Annotated in this window: 20 protein-coding genes; 10 read left to right on the top strand and 10 right to left on the bottom strand. The window is 64.6% G+C overall.

Translation table 11 applies throughout. From position 1 onward, the window contains the following. Window positions 1-4: 4 nt before the first annotated feature. From IVB26_RS28700 to IVB26_RS28690, 3 genes are all read right to left on the bottom strand, one after another. On the bottom strand, window positions 5-388 hold the full coding sequence (locus tag IVB26_RS28700) for an Hsp20/alpha crystallin family protein (protein ID WP_247328029.1): 384 nt from the start codon (window positions 386-388) through the stop codon (window positions 5-7). A gap of 151 nt (window positions 389-539) precedes the next feature. After that, complete coding sequence (locus IVB26_RS28695; protein WP_247968458.1) at window positions 540-1,106, bottom strand: YciE/YciF ferroxidase family protein; 567 nt, start codon at window positions 1,104-1,106, stop codon at window positions 540-542. A gap of 111 nt (window positions 1,107-1,217) precedes the next feature. Continuing rightward, window positions 1,218-1,424, bottom strand: a complete 207-nt coding sequence (locus IVB26_RS28690; RefSeq protein WP_247968457.1) for a hypothetical protein — start codon at window positions 1,422-1,424, stop codon at window positions 1,218-1,220. An 88-nt stretch (window positions 1,425-1,512) separates the two neighbouring features. On the opposite strand from IVB26_RS28690, the gene IVB26_RS28685 reads away from it, so the two are divergent. The 3 genes from IVB26_RS28685 to IVB26_RS28675 all read left to right on the top strand — a co-directional run bounded on the left by IVB26_RS28685 (window position 1,513) and on the right by IVB26_RS28675 (window position 4,748). Next, on the top strand, window positions 1,513-2,139 hold the full coding sequence (locus IVB26_RS28685; protein ID WP_247968456.1) for a MarC family protein: 627 nt from the start codon (window positions 1,513-1,515) through the stop codon (window positions 2,137-2,139). 161 nt (window positions 2,140-2,300) lie between these two features. Further along, window positions 2,301-2,948 carry an L-fuculose-phosphate aldolase gene (locus tag IVB26_RS28680; protein WP_247968455.1) on the top strand — a complete coding sequence of 216 codons (648 nt, stop codon included), beginning with the start codon at window positions 2,301-2,303 and terminating at the stop codon, window positions 2,946-2,948. Between the two features lie 12 nt (window positions 2,949-2,960). Beyond that, window positions 2,961-4,748: a chloride channel protein gene (locus IVB26_RS28675; protein ID WP_247968454.1), complete on the top strand. Its 1,788-nt coding sequence runs from the start codon at window positions 2,961-2,963 to the stop codon at window positions 4,746-4,748. 47 nt (window positions 4,749-4,795) lie between these two features. Here IVB26_RS28675 and IVB26_RS28670 read toward each other — a convergent pair whose 3' ends face one another. Then, window positions 4,796-5,053, bottom strand: coding sequence for a DUF2798 domain-containing protein (locus IVB26_RS28670; RefSeq protein ID WP_247327906.1), 258 nt, complete (start codon window positions 5,051-5,053; stop codon window positions 4,796-4,798). Window positions 5,054-5,367: 314 nt separating this feature from the next. Between IVB26_RS28670 and IVB26_RS28665 the strand changes: the two genes are divergently transcribed. The 5 genes from IVB26_RS28665 to uraD all read left to right on the top strand — a co-directional run bounded on the left by IVB26_RS28665 (window position 5,368) and on the right by uraD (window position 9,880). Then, a complete protein-coding gene (locus IVB26_RS28665; RefSeq protein ID WP_247968453.1) occupies window positions 5,368-5,790 on the top strand; it encodes a hypothetical protein in 423 nt (140 codons plus the stop codon). A gap of 1,494 nt (window positions 5,791-7,284) precedes the next feature. Next, window positions 7,285-7,548 (top strand): hypothetical protein, encoded by a 264-nt coding sequence (locus IVB26_RS28660; RefSeq protein WP_247968452.1) that lies wholly within the window; start codon window positions 7,285-7,287, stop codon window positions 7,546-7,548. Window positions 7,549-7,637: 89 nt separating this feature from the next. Beyond that, window positions 7,638-8,051 carry a DUF3830 family protein gene (locus tag IVB26_RS28655; protein ID WP_247968451.1) on the top strand — a complete coding sequence of 138 codons (414 nt, stop codon included), beginning with the start codon at window positions 7,638-7,640 and terminating at the stop codon, window positions 8,049-8,051. Beyond that, a complete protein-coding gene (gene puuE / locus IVB26_RS28650; protein WP_247968450.1) occupies window positions 8,052-8,987 on the top strand; it encodes an allantoinase PuuE in 936 nt (311 codons plus the stop codon). A gap of 5 nt (window positions 8,988-8,992) precedes the next feature. After that, window positions 8,993-9,880, top strand: coding sequence for a 2-oxo-4-hydroxy-4-carboxy-5-ureidoimidazoline decarboxylase (gene uraD, locus IVB26_RS28645; RefSeq protein WP_247973291.1), 888 nt, complete (start codon window positions 8,993-8,995; stop codon window positions 9,878-9,880). Here uraD and IVB26_RS28640 read toward each other — a convergent pair. Both IVB26_RS28640 and IVB26_RS28635 read right to left on the bottom strand, forming a co-directional pair. Continuing rightward, the gene (locus tag IVB26_RS28640; protein ID WP_247968449.1) at window positions 9,877-12,603 is read right to left on the bottom strand and encodes a molybdopterin-dependent oxidoreductase; all 2,727 of its coding nucleotides are present in this window, start codon (window positions 12,601-12,603) and stop codon (window positions 9,877-9,879) included. The two genes, uraD and IVB26_RS28640, sit on opposite strands and share 4 nt — an antisense overlap. Continuing rightward, window positions 12,600-13,427, bottom strand: a complete 828-nt coding sequence (locus IVB26_RS28635; RefSeq protein ID WP_247968448.1) for an FAD binding domain-containing protein — start codon at window positions 13,425-13,427, stop codon at window positions 12,600-12,602. The genes IVB26_RS28640 and IVB26_RS28635 overlap by 4 nt, the downstream gene beginning before the upstream one ends. Window positions 13,428-13,571: 144 nt before the next feature. Between IVB26_RS28635 and IVB26_RS28630 the strand changes: the two genes are divergently transcribed. Next, a complete protein-coding gene (locus tag IVB26_RS28630; protein WP_247968447.1) occupies window positions 13,572-14,921 on the top strand; it encodes an 8-oxoguanine deaminase in 1,350 nt (449 codons plus the stop codon). A 107-nt stretch (window positions 14,922-15,028) separates the two neighbouring features. Here the strand turns inward: IVB26_RS28630 and IVB26_RS28625 are convergent, their stop codons facing one another. The 4 genes from IVB26_RS28625 to IVB26_RS28610 form a co-directional block, all read right to left on the bottom strand. Next, a complete protein-coding gene (locus IVB26_RS28625) occupies window positions 15,029-16,105 on the bottom strand; it encodes a BMP family ABC transporter substrate-binding protein (RefSeq protein ID WP_247968446.1) in 1,077 nt (358 codons plus the stop codon). A gap of 76 nt (window positions 16,106-16,181) precedes the next feature. Next, window positions 16,182-17,099, bottom strand: a complete 918-nt coding sequence (locus tag IVB26_RS28620) for an ABC transporter permease (protein WP_247968445.1) — start codon at window positions 17,097-17,099, stop codon at window positions 16,182-16,184. Beyond that, entirely contained in the window at window positions 17,086-18,177 is a 1,092-nt protein-coding gene (locus IVB26_RS28615; RefSeq protein ID WP_247968444.1) for an ABC transporter permease, read from the bottom strand. Before IVB26_RS28615 ends, IVB26_RS28620 begins: the two co-directional genes overlap by 14 nt. Continuing rightward, a complete protein-coding gene (locus IVB26_RS28610) occupies window positions 18,161-19,750 on the bottom strand; it encodes an ABC transporter ATP-binding protein (protein WP_458309293.1) in 1,590 nt (529 codons plus the stop codon). Before IVB26_RS28610 ends, IVB26_RS28615 begins: the two co-directional genes overlap by 17 nt. A 528-nt stretch (window positions 19,751-20,278) precedes the next feature. Between IVB26_RS28610 and IVB26_RS28605 the strand changes: the two genes are divergently transcribed. Next, on the top strand, window positions 20,279-21,382 hold the full coding sequence (locus IVB26_RS28605) for a hypothetical protein (protein ID WP_247968442.1): 1,104 nt from the start codon (window positions 20,279-20,281) through the stop codon (window positions 21,380-21,382). Window positions 21,383-21,415: the final 33 nt, after the last annotated feature.

Here is a 21,415-nt window from a genome sequence, read left to right as displayed (position 1 = left end):
GACCTCAGGATTTGGCAAGGCGCAGCGCGACGCAGCCGTCCATCACGAAGCGGCTGATGGCGTAGCGGCCGAGGGGCAATGCAATGCGGCGCTCAAAACGCCCCTGCGGCAGCTCGAGCCGGTGGATGCGGGCGTTGCGGAGTTCCGGCGGAAGGGTGCGCTGACCGGAGATGACGAGCACGCCGTCATGGATGACAGTCTCGACATTGTCCGGATTGACGCCGGGAAGCGCCACCAGGATCAGCAGCTCATGCTCGGTCTCGAGCACGTCGATCGGCGGCTCCCAGCAGGCTTGCTGGCGGCCGAACTGCTGGCGCAGCCGTTCGGCGCGGGTCAGCGAGTCCAGGGCTTCGGACAGCATCCAGTCGAGGGGATTTTTCGGTTGCATGATGCGGGCTCGGCGGTGGGGAAGCCTGCATATGGGGCTGGTTCCCGGGAAATCCAGCCCGGCGGCGCGCACGTGCCATGCGCCGTCGTGCGATCCGAAAAGCGAACGCCGCGGCATGGCCGCGGCGTTCTGTCATAGAGCGGGCACGGCATCAGGCCGCGGCGCGGTACTCTTCCTCCGCTTCGAGGTTGATCACGGACGTCGCGAGCTCCGTCAGCGCGTGATCAGTCGCCTCTTCCTCGTCCAGCGTCGCCTGCAGCAGCCTTGCTGCGTCCTGCATGCCGAGCTCCTCGGCCCAGGTGCGCAGCGTGCCGTAGCGGGAGATCTCGTAGTGCTCGACCGACTGGGCGGCCGCGAGCAGACCGGCATCGAGCGCCGGCGCGCCCTTGAACTCCTTCATGATCTCGGCGCCCTCGTCGGTAATGCCGTTGATGGCTTCGCACGGCTTGCCGCGTGCAGGCTTGCCCAGCATCCTGAAGATCTGGTCCAGCCGCTTGACCTGGCCCTGGGTCTCACGCAGGTGCTTGTTGAAGGCGGCGGCCAGCTCTTTCGACTGCGCTGCCTTCGCCATCTTGGGCAAGGTCTTGATGATCTTGTTCTCGGCGAAATAGATGTCCTTCAGCGTCTCCAGAAACAGGTCGCTGAGCATCTTCGGCGCCTGACGCGGCCGCCGCGCCGCCGTCTTCTTGGTTGTGCGCTTCTTGGTTCGTTTGGCCATACGTCCTCCTCTTGAGGTGACACGGGAAGGCCTCGCCCTCCTCAATCCTCAGGCGATCAAAGCAGTTTGGTGAACGAAAGTTCCAAACCGCAACGCGCGCGTGGCGGTCGCTCAAGTCGGGCGCTTGTAGGGATCTTCCTGGCGCTGCCGCTCTTTCGTTGCCTGATCGAGCCGTGCGCGCTCGCCGCGGCGCAGGTGGCCGGCCTTCATCACGCCATAGACGAGAACCCCGCCGAGCACGAAGGCTCCGATGAACCAGAGCCAGAGCAGATTGGCCGAGAGCTGGCCAAGAAGCATTCCGATTCCACTATCGCTCATTGTCGTCTCCAGTGATTTGCAAAGCGGTGGCGCTGGGCTAAGTCTGCCCGGAAGCCATCGTTCCAGCGTCCGGGGACCACGCCGACACATGCTCGACTTCGCCCTGTCCGCCTTCGTGACGCTGCTGCTGGTGGTCGATCCGGTCGGCCTCGCGCCGGCCTTTCTGGCTGCCACCGGCGGCATGCCCGACAAGGTCAAGCGTACGATCGCGCTGCGGGCGCCGCTGATCGCCGCCTCGATCCTGGTGGTGATCGCGCTGGTCGGAAACTGGCTGCTGCGCCAGCTCGGGATCGGCATCCCCGCCTTCCAGATCGCCGGCGGGCTGCTGTTGTTCGGCGTGTCCTACCAGATGATCTTCGGCGATCGTCCGCATCGCGAGGCCCGCGAGGCCGACAAGGCGACGTCCGAGCACGCTTCCGACGTCGCGGTGTTTCCCCTGGCCATCCCCATGATGGCCGGCCCGGGCGCGATTGCGACCACGCTGCTCCTTTCCGGCGATGCCGGCCATGGAGCGAGGCTCGCGATCATCATCGCGGTCGTCGTCTCGGTCTGCCTGCTCTGCATGCTGTGCTTCGTCTCGGCTCAGCTGATCGCGCGCACCCTCGGGCGCACCGGCAATGCCGTGCTCTCGCGCGTCCTCGGCATGCTGCTCGCCGCCTATTCCGTGCAGTTCGTGATCAACGGGATTGCGGCCGTCCGGACCAGCCTGTCATAGGGCTGCGATATCAAGTGAATCCGTTGAATTTGCCGTCCATTTCACGGTTTGGCAGGAGCCTCGCCAAGGCGGCACCGGATCCAGGCCGCTTTCGCTTGCACTGCCATGTTGCTTTGACGTACTTCGGGTCTAACAAGACCACGTCAGGAAATCGGGATGCGATGACTGCGGACGAGCTCGCCAAGAGACAGGCCATCATCGACGCTTGCCGGCGCATGAACGCGCTCGGCATCAACCAGGGCACCTCGGGCAATATCTCTGTCCGGCATGTGGACGGGCTTCTGGTCACGCCGACCAGCGTGCCCTATGAGGCCATGACGCCGGACCAGATCGTCTTCATGGCCATGGACGGCGCACACGCGCCCGATCAGAAGCCGTCGAGCGAATGGCGGTTTCATCGCGACATCCTGAAGTCGCGTCCCGACGTCAACGCCGTGGTGCATGCGCATCCGACCTATTGCACCATCCTGGCGATCATGGGGATGGAGATCCCGCCCGTGCACTACATGATCGCGGCAGCTGGCGGCGACAGCATTCGCTGCGCGCCCTATGCCACCTTCGGCACGGTGGAGCTGTCGGAACATGCGGTGCGGGCGCTGGAGGGCCGCCTTGCCTGCCTGCTCGATCATCACGGCATGATCGCGATCGGCAAGACCCTGGACAAGGCGATGTGGCTCGCCGTCGAGATCGAGACGCTGGCCCGGCAATATCACGGCTGCCTCCAGATCGGACAACCGCCGCTGCTCCCCAGTGACGAGATCGAGCGGGTCCGCCAGCGCATGGCCGGCTACGGCCTGTCGGAAGAGTAGGGCAGGTAGAAGGTGTTCGCGCGGATCAGGCATCTCGTCGAACGCAAGGGGACGAACCGCACCATGGTTCGGCTGCGCGCTCTCTTGCGCAGCAACGAGTTCTACCTGATCCCGCTCGCGCTGGTGATCGGCACGCTGGCCGGTGCGGTCGTGACGCTGATGGCCCATATCGCGCAGATCGCGCATGTGGTGATCTACGGAATTCCCGTTGATGTTCACTTGTCGGCCCACGCGAGCGTCAGTCCGTGGGCGGCACTGATCGCGCCTGCACTCGGTGGGCTGTTGCTCGGAATCATGGAATGGTCGCGGCGGCGCATGAAGATCTCGAATGCGGTCGACCCGATCGAGGCGAACGCGCTGCGCGGCGGCAATCTCTCGATGCGCGACAGCATGGTGGTGTCGAGCCAGACCCTGATCTCCAACGGCTGCGGCGCCTCGGTCGGCCTCGAGGCTGGCTATACGCAAATCGGCTCGGGGATCGCCTCGCTGCTCGGCAAGTTCTTCAATCTGCGCCGCAACGATTTGCGCCTGATGGTCGGCTGCGGCGCTGCCGCCGCGATCGCAGCGGCGTTCGGCGCGCCGATCACCGGCGCCTTCTATGCCTGCGAGCTCATCGTCGGCGTCTATGCGGTCGGCAGCGCCGCCCCGATCCTGGCGGCTTCGCTCGCGGGCGCCCTGACCGCGCAATGGCTCGGTGGCGCGCCGTACTCGCTGGAGATACCCAAGGTCAGCGCCGTCGGCGTCGAGCAGTATCTGGCACTGATCGGGCTCGCGCTCATCACCAGCGGCGTCGGCATCGCCGTGATGCGCTCCTCGCCGATGTTCGAGCGCTTGTTCGCCTGGATGCCGGTCTGGCTGCGTCCGGTGATCGGAGGTCTCATCGTCGGTGGCTTCGCCATCATCACGCCGCAGGTGCTGGCAGCCGGGCACGGCGCCATGGTGCTCGATCTCTTTCACGACATGACGATCGGCCTGATCGCGCTGATCATCGCCTTGAAAGTGACCGCCTGCCTGATCTCGCTCGCCTCGGGCTTTCGCGGCGGGCTGTTCTTCGCCTCACTGTTCGTGGGCAGCCTGATCGGAAAGTTCTTTGCTGCGGTGCTGCTCTTGATCAGTCCGAACTTCGCGATTGATCCGCTGGTCGCAATGCTGACGGGCATGGCGACGCTCGGTGTCGCCATCGTCGGCGGTCCCCTGACCATGTCGTTCCTGGTGCTCGAGATGACCCGCAATGTCGACGTCACCGCCGTGGTGCTCGCCGGCTGCATCGTCACCTCGATATGCGTCCGCTTCATGTTCGGCCACTCCTTCTCGACCTGGCGCCTGCATCTGCGCGGCGAGACCATCCGCAGCGCCAACGACGTCGGCTGGCTGCGCAATCTCACCGTCGAGCGGCTGATGCGCTCCGACGTCGGCAAGGTGCCCTCCACCACGACGATTGCCGCGGTGCGCCGCGAGTTCGCGCTGGGCTCGCGGCCGGGAATCGTCATCGTCAACAATGCTGACGAATATGTCGGCCTCGTCCTGCTGCCCGATTTGTTCTCCAGCGACCTCGATACCATCGCCGACGACATCCAGGTGATCGAGCTCGCCCGCCTGATCGACATCGTGTTGATCCCGGAAATGAACGTGAAGTCGGCGATGGCGGTGTTCGACGAGGCCGAGGCCGAGATGCTGGCGGTGGTCGATTCCACCGACAGCCGCAAGGTGGTTGGATTCCTCACCGAGAACTTCGTCCGCCGCCGCTATGTCGAGGAGATCGACAAGGCGACGCGCGGCGTGCTCGGCGCGCTGTCGTAAGGTCGATTGGAAGCGGGGCGGCAGGTTCAATCCGCCGCCCGCGCCGGTCATCGGCCTGGTTGTGATGGGGACGCGACGAGCAGCGTCACGATGCGCCGGACCATCGGCAGCACCACGAGCAGCGTTGGAAAGGCGACCAGCCAGGACAAGGCCCAGGCGCCGGGCCACGTCGCGAGGAACGCCGGCGTTGCCCCTAAGCTCCGAAGCGTTGAAATGACGGACACCACGGCCGTCATGAGGATGGACAGCACGAATGGCATCACGATCGGCGCATAACGCGCCGGCAGTTTGCGAACCGCAATCATCTGATTTCTCTTGGGGAAAAGGACGCGTCGATCACGGTGAACCCTCAAATGGCATCGATCCCGACGGCGTCGGTTGATGCGTTGGTTCACGTAAAACGCTTACGGCGACCGAAAAACGGCGCGCCTGTTCATTATCCGCTCAGGTTCGGTGGTTCAAGGTGCGATTTGGTCGTTCGTTTACAATCGTTCAAAGCGTGGCGGATTGCCGCGAACGTGAAACCATCTCAATGGTTTGCGCATTAAACAGGGTTTGCATATCTCTTCGTTGGGCAAGAATTAGGCAAGAACTTAGGCAAGAGCATAGGAAGGTCAAAATGACTGTTGGACCCATGATTTCTGCAGCCGGCCGCAACATGGTGCTGGCCGCGTTCACAGGCCTGGCATTGGTCGCAAGCTCCATATCGCCCTCGGCTGCGGCGTCCCCGGGACCGGCTGAGCCGATGTCCGCAAAGCCTGTCACGGCCGGGCAGGGCTCCTCCGACGTCACCGATTTCAGCGCAGTCCGCCGTCGCTACTATCGGCGCGGGTCGAACGCTGCCGGTCTCGCCTTCATGGGCCTTGCGGCGGGTGTGATCGGTGGTGCGATCGCCGAGAGCCGGCGCCGCGACTATTACGAGAACCGCTATTATTACGGCTCGCGTCCTTACTACGGCGGCCAGGGCTATTATGGTGGTCCGGGCTACGGCGGCGGCAGTCCGTTCTATTACGATCCGGGCTACCGTTCCGGGCCGTATTGACGATCGTTTTCGACGCTGCCCGGATTGGGTTGCGCGAAAGAGGGCGGTGCTTTGTGCCGCCCTTTTTGCTGCGTTGTAGCTCGGATGGAGCCAACGGGTCGGCGCGAAGCGCCGCCCGATGACAGGCTCCGCGCAATCCGGGGCCGCTCGCCCGGCCTCTCGCACCGTCCCGGATTACGCTTGCGCTCCATCCGGGCTACGGCTCCATCACCGTCACCCTGAGGCGCTCGCCTCTTCGGCGAGCCTCGAAGGGCGACGGCCCGGCTGTGGCCGTTCATCCTTCGAGGCTCCCGGCGCGATGCGATGCGCATCGCGCCACTCGCACCTCAGGATGACGGAACGAGCGGCACCCTGTGTCGCCCTCTGTCAATCCACCTCGGCAAAAATATTCCACTTTACCGAAATTCGGTTTTGTCGTATGTGTCGCTCATCCCGGCTCATCCAAGAGGGGCGATCTTGTGTCGTCACTATCGCGAGCCGGGCTTGCGGTGGACGCGGCAGCGGCGGCACGAGATGGGGCGGGCGGGGCGGGTAGTCCCTGTGAGCTCGAAACCCGCGTGCAGACGAGCGGCGCTGTCAGGTTCGTCTCGCCTGTAAGTTTTCGGCTCCGTCGACAGGGCTGGAAAAACTGCGGCGACATGGCGGGCCGTGCGTACGGCAAAACCGTGTGGTCCTGGCCGTCGTTGCTACGGTCAAGCTTTTCGCGAAGGTGCGAGCGAGCCCAACCGGGCAGACTGCATCATCCAATTCGCGGGGCGAGGGAGGCCAGAGGAAAGTTCGGCTCCCGGGAGATCACGGCATAAGCCGTCCGACCATCGCGCAGGGAAGGCCGAGTGTTCGGCACCACCTGTATGCTGCTGTGCGGTCTCCTTTGCGCATTATTCGCGCAGCAGACCGCGGGTGCCTGCCGGCACCCGGCCTTCCCTGTGCCCTCTTGGATTTGAGAGGGGGACGAGACGAAGCAAAGCTCGGGTGGTTCAAGCCGCGAGATCGAAGAGCCATGTCCGCAACCACACACGCGGTGTCATCGCCCGGCTTGACCGGGCGATCCAGTACTCAGAGACGGCCGTGATTGAACCGAGAAGCCGCGGCGTACTGGATTCCCCGCCTGCGCGGGGAATGACAGCGTCAGTTGGAGGACGAGCTATCGCCTCATTCTCCGTCATTGCGAGCTCAGCGAAGCAATCCAGAATCCTTCTGCGGAATGACTCTGGATTGCTTCGTCGCAAGGGCTCCTCGCAATGACGGGTAGAGAGCGCGCGCGCTACACTCCGCTCGCGTGCCCCGGACGCAGCGCAGCGCTCCCCCCCCCGGCTCTGCGCCGCAACGCCAGGAGGCGTTGCGGCTTGTCCGGGACACGAGTCTTGCCCAAGACCGTGCTCAAATCGGTTGGCACATGCCGGCCAATTATTCGGCAATCGCGCCCGCTGGCGCCGATGGACTTGCCTGCTGCAATCCGGTTCAATGGGGCCGATGCTCCGTAAGGCGACAACGATGTCGAGATATCTGCTGATCCTGCTGCTGCTGGTGTCCCCGGCGGCCGCGCAAGCCAAAACGCCGAAGACCAATGCGGCGCATTCCGATCCCTGCGCCCCGATCGGGCGTACCGCGGATGGCAAGCTGGTCTACGCCATGACATGCGAGACCCTGCCGGCGCCCCCGCAAGCGGAACTGAAGGAGGCGCCGCTGCCCGCCGCCGAGCCGGAACCGGAGACGCGGCGGAGCGGCATTTTCGGCTGGTCCTACGACCGCAGGTGATGCGGCCGCGGCACTTGCGCGAAGCTGTCGGGAGTGCTCTTTGCTTGAAAGTGTTCCGTGGGCCACCGGCCCCGATTCAGAGAGATGAGATGGGCAAACTCGCTATCCGTGCGGGCGATTTCAGCTTCGATGCCCGCTTCGAGGAGCAACTGGCACCCAAGACCGTCGCCGCCTTCCGCAAGGTGCTGCCGTTCGAAAGCCACATCATCCATGTGCGTTGGAGCGGCGAGGGGGTGTGGATGCCGCTCGGCGATCTCGACTTCGGCGTCGGCTACGAGAACCACACGAGCTACCCCGCGCCCGGTCAGATCGTCCTCTATCCCGGCGGCATCAGCGAGACCGAGATCCTGCTGGCCTATGGCAGCGTGCACTTCGCGAGCAAGATGGGCCAGCTCGCCGGCAACCACTTCATCACGCTGACCTCGGGCCTGGAGAATCTTGCGACGCTGGGCAAAAGCGTGCTGTGGAAGGGCGCCCTGCCGATCCGCTTCGAGGAAGTCTGAGTGACCGACATAAGCTACCCGCGCGATCTCCGCGGTTACGGCCGCAACCCGCCGCATCCAGAGTGGCCCGGCAACGCACGCGTCGCGGTGCAGTTCGTCGTCAATTTCGAGGAAGGCGGCGAGAACAACATCCTGCACGGCGATCGCGCCTCGGAAGCGTTTCTGTCCGACGTGCTCGGCGCGCAGCCCTGGCCGGGCCAGCGTCATGCCAATATCGAATCGATGTTCGAATATGGCTCGCGCGCTGGCTTCTGGCGGCTATGGCGGATGTTCACCGCGCGCAACTGGCCGACCACCGTGTTCGGCGTCGCCACCGCGCTCAAGCGCAACCCGGAGATCGTAGCTGCCATGAAGGAGGCGGGCTGGGATATCGCCAGCCACAGCCTGAAATGGATCGAGCACAAGGACATGACCGAGGCGCAGGAGCGCGCCGAGATCGCGGAAGCGATCCGCGTCCATACCGAAGCCACCGGTTCGCGCCCCCTCGGCTGGTACACCGGCCGCTCCTCGATCAATACCAACCGTCTGCTGATGGAGGAAGGCGGCTTCCTCTATCTCTGCGACTCCTATGCCGACGATCTGCCCTATTGGATCAAGGGTGCGAGCGGCAAGCAGCTCATCATTCCCTATACGCTAGACGCCAATGACATGCGCTTCATCAACCCGCAGGGCTTTGCCGAAGGCGAGCAGTTCTTCACCTATCTGAAGGATGCCTTCGACGTGCTCTATGCCGAAGGCGAGAGCGCGCCGAAGATGATGTCGGTGGGCCTGCACTGCCGCCTCGCCGGCCGGCCCGGCCGTGCTGCCGGGTTGATCCGCTTCCTGGACTACATCGTCAAGCACGAGCGCGTCTGGGTGCCGACGCGATTGCAGATCGCACAGCACTGGCACGACAAGCATGCGCATCTCGCGACCAATGCGTTCGAGATCGGTTGATGACGATGTCGCAGATCCCGCTGGCCGATCTCAACGCAGCAAGCAACGCCGATTTCGTCGCGGCACTTGCCAACGTCGTCGAATATTCGCCGTGGATCGCCGAGCAGCTTGCCGGCAAGCGGCCGTTTAGCGGTATCAACCAGTTGCACACGGCGCTGATGGCAGCGATCCAGAGTGCTGAGCCGGACGCGCAACTGGCGCTGATCCGGGCGCACCCCGATCTCGCCAACAAAACGCAGCGCGCCGCCGGACTCACGGCGGAATCGACCGACGAGCAAAACAGCGCCGGGCTCGACCGGCTCTCGGATGCCGAGTACGCGGCGTTCGAGCGCGTCAACAACGCCTATCGCGACAAGTTTGGCTTTCCCTATATCGTCTGCGTGCGCCGTCACACCAAGGATTCCGTGCTGCGCGATTTCGAGATCCGGTTGCGCAATATCGTCAAGACCGAGACGCGGCGTGCGATCGAGGAAATCGCCCGCATCTCCGCGCTGCGGCTGGATCAGCTCGTCATTGCCGAAGACAAGTTGAAGGTGCATGGCCAATTGTCGACGCATGTGCTGGACAATCACATTGGCAAGCCGGCGGCGGGCATCCCGATTGAGCTGGTGGAGCTCGCGAGCCTCGGCGAGAGCCGCCTCATCGTGCGCGCGGTGACCAATGCCGACGGTCGCACCGACCAGCCGTTGATCGGCGGCCGCCCGCTGCCGATCGGCCGCTACGAGCTCAGATTCAGCGTCGCCAAATACTACGCCGCACGCAATGTGCCGCTGTCCGACCCGCCCTTCCTCGACGAAATCCCGCTGCGCTTTGCGATCAGCGAGCCGGAAAGCCACTATCACGTTCCGTTGCTGGTCACGCCGTGGAGCTATTCGACCTATCGCGGCAGCTAGCTGCCGAACTTGTCGAGCAATGCCGGAAACAGCCGGTCCGGTTTGAAGGGCGGCGCGGTGAAGCGGATACCGGTGGCGTTGGCGATTGCGTTGCCGAGCGCGGCAGCGACCGGATTGTACGGGCTCTCGCTCATCGATTTGGCGCCGAGCGGCCCGATCGTGTCGGACGTGTCGGCGAAGAACACCTCCGTGCGCGGCACGTCGGCGAAAGAGGGCAGGTGGTAGTCGCGGAATTTCGGGTTGGTGACGCGGCCGTTGGCGTCGATCACCATCTCCTCGTAGAGCGCGGCGCCAAGCGCCTGCGCGACGCCGCCTTCGACCTGACCACGGCACTGCATGGGATTGGCGACGATTCCCGCGTCCGCCGCCTGCACGCTCCTGAGAATCCTGAGCTCGCCGGTGCCCTTGTTCACCGCGACGCGAAACCCCTGGACGTTGAAGCCGACCGATCGCGGCGTGCCCTCGGAATTGCCGCTGGCTGCAAATGGCTGCCCGCGTTCGCGCGCGAGCTTGACCAGCTCCGCAAAAGGCATGCGCCGGACGCCGCTGACGACCGCATTGTCCTCGAGCACACAGGCCTGAACGTCGCACAGCCACGCACCCGCGGCCGCCGCCTTCAGCTCGGTCGCAAGCTGCATGGAAGCCGCATGGGTCGCCTTGCCGGCAACGAAGGTGCCGGCGCTGCCATAGGCGCCGGTGTCGTGGCCGCCATGGGCCGTGTCGGACTGGCGCAGGCGGATCCTGTCGACGGTCGTCGCCAGCGTGGTTGCCGCGATCTGCCGATGCACCGTGCTGGTGCCGTTGCCGAACTCGGCGGTGCCGACGGTGAGGTCGAAACCGCCGTCCTCGCTAAGCGCGATCATGGCGTCGGCGATATGCCCGGCCGGCGGCGCGGAGTCGATCATGGTCAGAGCGATGCCGTCGCCGATCAGCCATTCAGGCGAAAGCTCCGGCTGCGGACCATCGGCGCGCATAGCGCGCTCGACGAGGTCGAGGCACTGGTCGAGGCCGTAAGAGCCGTAGAGCACGTCGTGAAATTCGGATGGCGGCGGCGACAGCATGGGGTCGCCGTCCCTCACGATGTTGCGCCGGCGCATCTCGTAGGGGCTGATGCCGAGCTGCCTTGCCAGCTCGTCGATGGCGGCTTCGATCGCGATCTGGGTTTGGGGCAGGCCGTAGCCGCGAAACGCGCCCGCCGGCACCGTGTTGGTATAAACCGCAAAGCCATCGACCCGCTTGTTCGGACAATTGTAGACGGCGATCGACTCGGACAGCGAGTGAAACATCACGGGGCCGGCATGATTGCCGTAAGCACCGGTATTGGAGAGCACGTCGAGCTTGAGCGCGGTGAGCTTGCCGTCGGCGTCGGCACCGGCCTTGATATGGACCCGCATCGGGTGCCGCGTCGAGGTCGCGATAAACTGCTCCTCGCGGGTGAACTCCAGCTTCACGGGCCGGCCGGTCCTCAGCGCAGCGAGGGCCAGGATGTCCTCCACGAACATCTCCTGCTTGCCGCCAAAGCCGCCGCCGACGCGCTCGCAGAACACGCGGACCTTGTCCATGGGGAGCTCAAAGATGTCCGACAGCGCGCGCCGGGTCAGGAACGGGACCTGGGTCGAGGTGCGGACGTTGAGTACGCCCGCTGGATCGAGCCAGGTGAGCCCGCCATGGGTCTCCAGCGCCGCATGCTGTACGCGATGGCTGTGAAAGGTGGCTTCGTAAGTGACGGCGGACGTCGCGAGCGCCGCCGCGACGTCGCCGAACTCGCCATGGGTCTCCGCCGCGAGGTTGCGCTGGGGATCGGCGATGCGGTTCGCGGTGGTGCGATCAGGGTGAATGATGGGTGCGCCCGACGCCATCGCCTGCTCCGGATCGATCAGCGCGGGGAGAACCTCATATTCGACCTTGATCCGCCGGCACGCCTCCTCGGCGGCGGCTTCGCTCTCGGCGACGATTGCGGCAACCCGCTGCCCGATGAAGCGCACGACGTCGTCGAGGACGCGGGTGTCCTCGGGGTCCATCCAGTCCTTTTCGTGCCGCGCGGTCGAGATCAGGACCGATGGCGCATCCTCATGCGTCAGCACCGCGTGCACGCCGGGAACGCGAAGGGCGTCCGCCTTGTCGATCGCGACGATCCTGGCATGGGCGTGAGGCGACCGCACCAGCTTGATGTGCAGCAGGCCGTCGATGGCGGTGTCGAAGGTGTAGCGGGCCGTGCCACGCACGATGTCGGGACCCGCCGGCGCCGGCAGGCTGCGGCCGAATGCGGCGCCGGCCTCGACGCTTGCCTCGACATTGGTCTTGCCGAGCAGTGCATCCTCGATCGCGCGATAGCCGGTGCAGCGGCAGATATTGCCCTTCAACGCCGCACCGAGATCGGTGCGTTGCGCCTGGTTCAGCGAGGCGCAGGTCAGGATCATGCCGGCGGTGCAGAAGCCGCATTGAAAGCCTTGCGCATCGAGGAAGGCCTGCTGCATCGGATGCGTGCCGCGGTCCCCGCCGAGACCTTCGATCGTGGTCACGGCGCGTCCTTCGGCCCGGAACGCCGGGATCAGGCAGCTGTGCACCGGCTCGCCGTCGAGCAGCACGGTGCAGGCGCCACAGTCGCCGGCGTCGCAGCCCTTTTTCACGCCGAAATGGCCGAGCTCGCGCAAGAACGTGCGCAAGCACTGCCCCGCGCGCGGCGCCTGCGCAAACGTCTGGCCGTTGATCTCGAAGCTCATGACGGCATTGCCTCCAGCAGCTCGCTGCGGATCTCCTCGGCGAGTCGCAGCGTCATGTGCTTGCGCCAGAGCGGCTGGCCGTGGATGTCGGTGTGGTACAGATCATCGGCGATCTGCTGCGCGATCGCGTCGCGAAGCGTACTCGCGTCGGGCGGCTTGGGAAACGACAGCCGGATCGGCCGCACCGTCGAAGCGGTGACCGTCAGGACCAGCGTGCCATCGGCGTCAAGGCTGCCGATGAGCAGCGCTGCCGAACGCCCGACCGGCGCCAGCGAGATCTGGCGAAAGGCCGTGCGGCGCTTCAAGGCGGCAATTGGAATGTCGATCTGGCGAAGCAGATCGCCCGGCATTAGGCGATTGCGCTGGTTGCCGGTGACGAAGTCGACGACAGGAACCTTCTGTTCACCGCCGCCGGTCTTCCAGATGGTGCAGACGCCGTCGAGCGCGGCGGTGAGCGAGATCATCGGTCCCGCCGGCAGCGACATGCAGAGATTGCCGCCGATGGTCGCGGTCCTCCAGATCTTGAACGAGGCAAGAAAAGCGCGGCAGCACTGGTTGATCAGCGGCGCGGCGAGCCAGTCAGACGGGCAGGTGAGACCATCGAGCTCTGCGATGGTGCAGGTGGCGGCGATCGAGAGATGGCCCTCGGTGATCGTCAGCGCCGGCCATTTCAAATCGGTGAGATCGATCAGCCGCGTCAGCTGCGTTTGCGGCTCCGAGAACAGCCAGGTGCCGCCCGCGAGCCAGGCGTCGCCTGCCGTCCAGGCGGGCAGCTGTGCGCGCGTTTGCGGATGGGCGACCGCTGTGATGGTATTCAAATCCATGGCTGCGTCAGCGCTTCCGTCGGGTGAATCGTCCAGGAGAAAGTGTTGCAAGACGGGAGCCAAGTGGCAACAACAAGTCGGAGCAAGGATGCAGTCATCCTCCGCCTTGCGGCCCTATCAGCGGATGTGAGGAGAAGCGGGATCATGAGCGATTCAATGCCGATCTGGATCAGGGATCCCCTGGCCATTCTCGCCGACGGAGCCGAGCGCGGGGTGGTGGTGAAGGACGGCTGGATCGTCGAACTCGTGCCGGCCGGCGGCACGCCTGCGACCGCTGACGTCGCGGTGTTCGATGCGGGCGAACACGTCGTGCTGCCGGGCCTGATCAACACCCATCATCACTTCTACCAGACGCTGACGCGGGCGCTCCCGGCGGCGATGGACCGCGAGCTGTTCCCCTGGCTGCAGGCGCTCTATCCGGTCTGGGCGCGGCTGACGCCTGAAGCGCTGGAGCTCGGCGTCACTGTGGCGATGTCCGAGCTGCTGCTCTCCGGCTGCACCACGACGACGGATCATCACTACGTCTTCCCCGCGGGGCTCGAAGACGCCGTCGATATCGAGGTTGGCGTTGCAAGGCGGCTTGGAATGCGCGTGCTGCTGACGCGCGGCTCGATGAACCTGTCGCAGCGCGACGGCGGGCTGCCGCCTGACAGCGTGGTGCAGGACGAGGACACGATCCTCGCCGACAGCGCGCGCGTGGTGGCGAAGCATCACCAGCGCGGCGCGGACGCGATGGTGCAGATTGCGCTGGCGCCGTGCTCGCCCTTTTCGGTGACGACGTCGCTGATGCGCGCCACCGCCGATCTCGCTGAAAAACTCGACGTGCGCCTGCATACCCATCTCGCCGAGACCGAGGACGAGAACAAATTCTGCGAGCAGATGTATGGCTGTCGCCCGCTCGATTACCTCGAACAATGCGGCTGGCTCACTGCACGAACCTGGCTTGCTCACGGCATATTTTTCAACGGGGACGAGATGAAGCGGCTCGGCAAGGCCGGGACGACCATCAGCCATTGCGCGTGCAGCAATCAGCTGCTGGCGTCCGGCTGCTGTCCGGTCTGCGAGATGGAGGAGGCGGGCGTCGGGATCGGCATCGGTGTCGATGGGTCGGCTTCGAATGACGGCTCGAACCTGATGCAGGAGATAAGGGCTGCGTTCCTGCTGCAACGTGCCCGCTATGGCGTAACGAAAGTCAGCCACAAGGATGCGCTGCGCTGGGCCACCAAGGGTTCGGCGGCCTGCGTCGGCCGTCCCGAACTCGGCGAGATCGCGGTCGGCAAGGCCGCCGATCTCGCGCTGTTCAAGCTCGACGAGCTGCGCTTCTCCGGCCACGGCGATCCCTTGGCCGCGCTGGTGCTATGCGGCGCGCATCGGGCCGACCGGGTGATGGTGGCCGGACGATGGGCCGTGATCGACGGAGCGATCCCTGGCCTCGATGTCGCAGGTCTCATCCGCCGCCACAGCTCGGCGGCGGGGGCCATGCAGGCCGGATAAGGGCAGAAATTGAAAGAGGGGGCGACCACAAGTGCCGGGTGCTTCTGGCCACCCCCTCCGAACCTCCTCCGGGAGGAGCAGGTGATTTGGGTAAAGCAAGAAGCGTGCTACTTGCCCGGCAGCTTGTCGTCGATGCCCTTGACGTAGAAATTCATGCCGAGGATCTGGCCGTCGTCGAGATGATCGCCGCCCTTGCACTCGACCGGCTTGCCGTCCTGCCCAACGATCGGGCACTTGAACGGGTGCAGCTTGCCCGCGGTGATCGCGGCCTGGGCATCCTCCGCCATCTTCTTCACCTCGTCGGGCATGTTGGTATAGGGCGCCATCGCGAACATGTGGCTGTCGAGGCCGCCCCAGCTGTCCTCGGACTTCCAGGTGCCGGCGAGTTCGGCCTTGACGCGCTCGATGTAGTAGGGCCCCCAGGTGTCGAGGATCGAGGTCAGCTGGGTCTTCGGCCCGAACTTGATCATCTCGGAATCCTGGCCGAAGGCGAGCTTGCCGCGTTCGCTGGCAATCTGCATCGCTGCGGGCGAATCCGTGTGCTGCATGATGATGTCGGCGCCCTGGTCGATCAGCGCCTTGGCGGCGTCTGCCTCCTTGCCCGGGTCGAACCAGGTGTTGGCCCAGATGATCTTGACCTTGATGTTAGGATTAATGGTCTGCGCCGCCAGCATCGTCGCGTTGATGCCGGAGACGACCTCCGGAATCGGGAACGAGCCGATATAACCGAGCACGCCCGACTTCGACATCTTGGCCGCGATCAGGCCTTGAATGTAGCGGCCCTGAAACCATTTGGCCGAATAGGTCGACATGTTCGGGTTGCGCTTGTAGCCGGTGGCGTGCTCGAAATGCACGTTCGGATATTTCTTGGCGACCTTCAGCGTCGGGTCCATGTAGCCGAACGAGGTCGTGAAGATCAGCTTGTTGCCGGCGCGGACGAGCTGCTCGATGGAGCGCTCGGCGTCGGGGCCTTCTGGCACGTTCTCGAGATAGGTGGTCTCGATCTTGTCACCCAATTCCTTCACCAGCGCCTGACGCGCGAGATCGTGCTGATAGGTCCAGCCGAGATCTCCGATCGGACCCAGATAGATGAAGCCGACTTTCAGCTTGTCGGCGGCGGAGGCTGCACTGAGGCTCCCGGCGAGCATGAGCCCGGTAGCCAGCGCAAGAAGTGATTTCCTCATCATCGATCTCCAAACATCAGGGGAAAGCCTAGATCCACAACGTGCGCGCCCCATCGCGCCCGTCGGGGAAATGAATTCAGCGGTCAGGTACGAACACGGTGCCGAGCGTGGCCGGTGCGGTCGAGCCGCCGCTGCGCGCGCGGGAGAGCAGAACCAGAACGATGATGGTTGCGAGATACGGCAGCGCCGACATGAACTGCGAGGGAATGCCGATGCCCCAGCCTTGCGCGTGCAATTGCAGGATCGTCACCGCGCCGAAGAGATAGGCGCCGACCACGAGCCGGCCGGGCCGCCAGGACGAGAACACCACGAGCGCCAGCGCGATCCAGCCGCGGCCTGCGGTCATGCCGGGAATGAAGAACGGCGTATAGGCGAGCGGCAGATAGGCGCCCGCGAGGCCGGCGCAGGCGCCGCCGAACATCACGGCGAGGGTGCGGATGCGCAGCACGGGATAGCCGAGCGCATGCGCGGAGACGTGATTGTCGCCGCAGGCGCGCAGGATCAACCCCGCCCGCGTGCGGTACAGGAACCACCAGACACCGATAACGAGTGCAATGGAGAAGTAGACGAAGCCGTCCTCGCCGAACAGCACGCGGCCGACCAGCGGGATGTCGGTGAGGCCTGGAATGGAGAGGTGCACTGCCGGCGTGATGCGCTCGCCGACGAAGCCGGCGCCGATCAGTCCGGACAGCCCGACGCCGAGGATGGTCAGCGCGAGACCCGTCGCGACCTGGTTGACGGCTAGCCCGAGGGCCATCAACGCGAAGATCAGCGACATCATCGTGCCCGCGACGATGCCGAACAGCGCGCCAATGAAGATCGATCCGGTGAGCCAGGCGCCGGCAAAGCCGCAGGCCGCGCCAACGATCATCATGCCCTCGACCCCGAGATTGAGCACGCCGGACCGCTCGGTCACGAGCTCGCCGGTCGCGGCGATCAGCAGCGGCGTCGAGGCGGCGAGCACCGCGAGGATGATGGCCTCAACCAACTCCACGGGGCACCTGTCGGTTCGAAGACACCAGCTTGAAGCGATAGAGGATCAGGGAATCGCAGGCGAGCACGTAGAACAGCAAAATGCCCTGAAACACCTTGGTGACGTCCAACGGGATCTTCATCGCGATCTGGGCCTGCTCGCCGCCGATAAAGGTCAGGGCAAGGAAAAGGCCTGCAATTAATATTCCAAGCGGGTTCAGCCGACCGAGGAAGGCAACGATGATCGCGGTAAAACCGTAGCCAGGTGAGATGCCGGGCTGGAGATGTCCGACGGGCCCCGCGACCTCGATGATGCCGGCAAGGCCCGCGAGCGCGCCTGACACCGCGAAGGTCAGGATGATCAGCTGATTGGCGTTGAAGCCGCCGAACCGTGCTGCACGGGGCGCGGCGCCGACGACGCGGATCTCGAACCCCTTGATGGTGCGAGCGAGCAGGATCGCCGCTGCCGCGACGACGAGCAGGGCGATGATCGAGCCGAGATGCAGCCGGCCGCCTTCTATCAGCAGCGGCACAGTCGCAACTGGATCGAACTCGGCCGTGGTCGGGAAGTTGAAGCCGTGCGGATCGCGCCAGGGCCCGCGCACGAGATAGTCGAGGAAGAGGTCGGCGACATAAACCAGCATCAGGCTGGTCAGGATCTCGCTGGCGCCGAACTTCACCTTGCAGATCGCCGGAATCAGGGCATAGAGCGCGCCTGCCGCGGCGGCGAGCACGAGCATCGCCGGCAGCACCCAAGCGCCTGCGTCGGTGCCTTGAGTCTTCACCGCGATCCAGCTTCCTGCCACCGCGCCGATCAGGAATTGCCCCTCGGCGCCGATGTTCCAGGCGTTGGCGAGATAGCAGAGCGACAGCCCGATCGCGATCATCACCAGCGGCGTCGCCTTCACCGCGATCTCCTGGAGCGAATAGCCGTCGGTCAAGGGCGCGATGAAATAGGCGTGCAAGGCGAGCAGCGGATTCTTGCCGAGGATCGCGAACAGGATGACCATGGTCACGATGGTGAGGCCGATCGCGATCAACGGTGAGACCAGCGCGATCGTGCCGGAGCGCTCGGCGCGCCTCTCAAGCACCAACTGCATGCGCGGCCTCCTTCGGCTCCAGGCTGCTGCCGCCCATGAGCAGGCCTAGTTTTTCGCGGCTCGCCTCGCTTGTGGCGAGCGGCGAAGACAGCTTGCCGTGGAACATGACCGCGATGCGGTCGGCGATCTCCGAGAGTTCGTCCAGATCCTGGCTGGTCACAAGCACCGCAGCGCCTGCGGTTGCGAGATCAAGCAGCGCCTGGCGAATGACGGCAGCGGCGCCGGCATCGACGCCCCAGGTCGGCTGGCTCACCACCAGCACCGCGGGGTTGCGCAAGATCTCGCGTCCCACGATGAATTTTTGTAAATTTCCGCCGGAGAGGGATGCCGCTTCCGGATCGCGCTTGGCCTTGCGCACGTCGAACGTCTCCGTCGCGCGGTCGACGGTCTTCAGCGTGGCGTCGGTATCGATGAAGCCGCGATGGACCATGCCACTGGCCGCATGACCGGTGAGCAGCGCGTTCTCCGACAGCTTCATGCGCGGCGCGGTGCCGTGGCCGAGCCGCTCCTCGGGCACGAAGGCGGCACCTAGCTTGCGCCGCTGCGTGATCGAGAGGTGGCCGGCGGCGATGCCTTCGATCACGATGGTGCCGGGATCCTTCGCGAGCCGTTCACCGGAGAGCGCGGCGAACAGCTCATCCTGGCCGTTGCCGGCCACGCCGGCGATGCCGAGGATCTCGCCGCCCTTCAGCTCGAACGAGATGTGCTCGAGCCGAACGCCATGCGCCTCGCTCGGTGCGAGCGAAAGATCGTTGACGACGAGCCGCGGCACGGTGGTCTTGCGGCCGGATGCGGCCCTGACTTCCCTGATCTCGCCGCCGACCATCATGCGTGCGAGCGAGGCGGCGGTCTCGAGCCTGGGATTGCAGGTCGCCACCTTCCTGCCGCCGCGCAGGATCGTGGCGGTGTCGCAGAGCCGCTTCACCTCCTCGAGCTTGTGGCTGATGTAGAGGATGGCGCGGCCTTCGGCCTTGAGCCGCTCCAGCACGATGAAGAGCTGATCGGCTTCCTGCGGTGTCAAGACGGCGGTGGGCTCGTCGAGGATCAGGAATCTGGGATCCTGCATCAGCGCGCGGACGATCTCGATGCGCTGGCGCTCGCCGACCGACAATTGCCAGACTTCGCGTTTGGGATCGAGCGGCAAGCCATAGATCTTCGACACCTGCTCCAGCCGTGCCGACATGTCCTTGAAGGACTCCTTGCCGTCGAGGCCGAGCGCAACGTTCTCGGCGACGGTGAGATTGTCGAACAGCGAGAAGTGCTGGAACACCATGCCGATGCCGCAGCGGCGCGCGTCCGAGGGGCCGGACAGCACGATCCGTTCGCCCCGCCAGCGAATCTCGCCGGCGCTGGGCTGGATCAGCCCGTAGATCGCCTTGACCAGGGTCGACTTGCCGGCACCGTTCTCGCCGAGCAGGGCGTGGATCTCGCTGGACCGGATATCGATGTCGATGGAATCGTTGGCGAGAAAATCGCCATAGCGTTTGGTGAGCCCAATCGCTCGCAGCAGCGGGGACTCGCCGGAATTCAGGCCGTCAAATGTCGAATCCAACATTCGCTGATGCGCTTGCATGGTGAAGTGTCCCAATAGTGGGCCAGTTTGGACCCCGGCGTAAGATGTGAAAATGCGTCATCCCTTGCTCAACGCTTCGGCAGGCGGGTGGTATCAGCGGCTCGCTGTTCTCGCCGGGGCGAAGAGACGCCTTTCCGTGAAGGGCTGTTGCAGATTTGTGACGGTCCAAGCCAAATCGGAACCCGCTATGCAGACGTGATGTCACGGTGCGCAAAGGCGCGCCACCACGCCTATGCATTGCGGTTCGCCCCTGCATCGGCTCCCGACCGTTCGCTGCCGCAGGATCCGCTCGAGATAAAAGACAAAGGGAAATCAAACGGGAATGTCCGGCAATAGACGGCCTCGCCCGGCCGCATGCCCGGTGATGCTGACGCGCAAAAGCCCTTCAAATCCCACGATGAAACGCCGCCTCGTGCCGAAACAAGCGGCATGCCTTGAAAAAAGTTGAGGCTTCTCACTCCGGGAGATCAGCGCAAGTGTCGCACCCAAGGGCGTTCATTGACGTGTGCAAACTCGGGGGTATTCAGGATGTCGTTTCGTTACACGGCAGTTGCAGCAGCGGCGCTGTCACTTGCTACGCTGGCCAATGGTGGCCTGGCTCAGGCGGCGGATCTGCCGGTCAAAGCTGCCAAGAAAGCGCAGGACCTTCCGTTCTTCCTGGTGATCGATAACCGCGTCACGTTCTCGTACATCTTCAACGCGTCTCAGCCCGGTGCGTGGTCGTTCCGGCCGGATGGGTCGATCAATAGCAAGACCACCAAGCAGGTCTATTCGTTCACCCACTTTGACGCCTGGGCGTACGGCACGAACTTCTTCACCATCTCGATGTTCAAGTCCGATCACAATGACCCGGCCGGGCCCTGCACCAACGCGGGCACGATCTTCGGCGCGCCGGCATCGTGCGCCGGGGCGACGGAGATCTACGGCCTGTTTCGATCGACCTTCGGCTGGAATGAGCTCTTCAATACCAAGGCTTTCAGTGCGGGGCCGCTGCACAACATCTCGTTCGAGGTCGGCATGGATGCCAATACCGAGAACAGGTATTTCGGCGCCGCCAAGCGCGACGTCGTCGGCGGTCTGCAGTTTGCGTTTGATCTGCCCTACAAGGGCTACATCAACGTCGCGCCGCTGGTCTATTGGGAGTTCGCCAACCACAATTCCTTCAGCCAGTGCGGATTGTTCGGTCCGGGCGTTCCCGGCGTCACGTGTCTTGCGGACGGCAATACGTCGTTCAAGCCAACCTGGGCGGTCGAAGTCAATTACTACATGGACCTCGGCTTCCTGCCGCCGAACATGCAGTATTTCTCGATCAGCGGTCGCGCCGGCTGGTACGGCAAGAAGGGCACCGACACCGAACCGCTTCCCTACAGTCCGGCGAACGGAGTCTACAACACAGCGGTGGAGCTGAATTCGGAGCCGATCCGCCTGACCTTCGACGCCTCGAAGGCGGCCTGGGGTGACAAGTACTCCCACTTCGTGGACGTCTGGGTGGCGTACCGTTACTGGCAGAACAAGTTCGGTCTCGATCACAACCTCGCCGTCGGCTGTACCACGGCCGTCGGTGGCCGGACGGTGAGCACCGGGGCCTGCACCGAATCCTCGCTCTACTCCGGCATCAGCGTGAAGTTCTGACCGGCTGAGGTTTCGAGGTTTGGATGGCGCCGC

This window comes from Bradyrhizobium sp. 195 (assembly GCF_023101665.1).
Taxonomy (GTDB): Bacteria; Pseudomonadota; Alphaproteobacteria; order Rhizobiales; family Xanthobacteraceae; genus Bradyrhizobium.
This window is presented reverse-complemented; position numbering and strand designations above follow the sequence as displayed.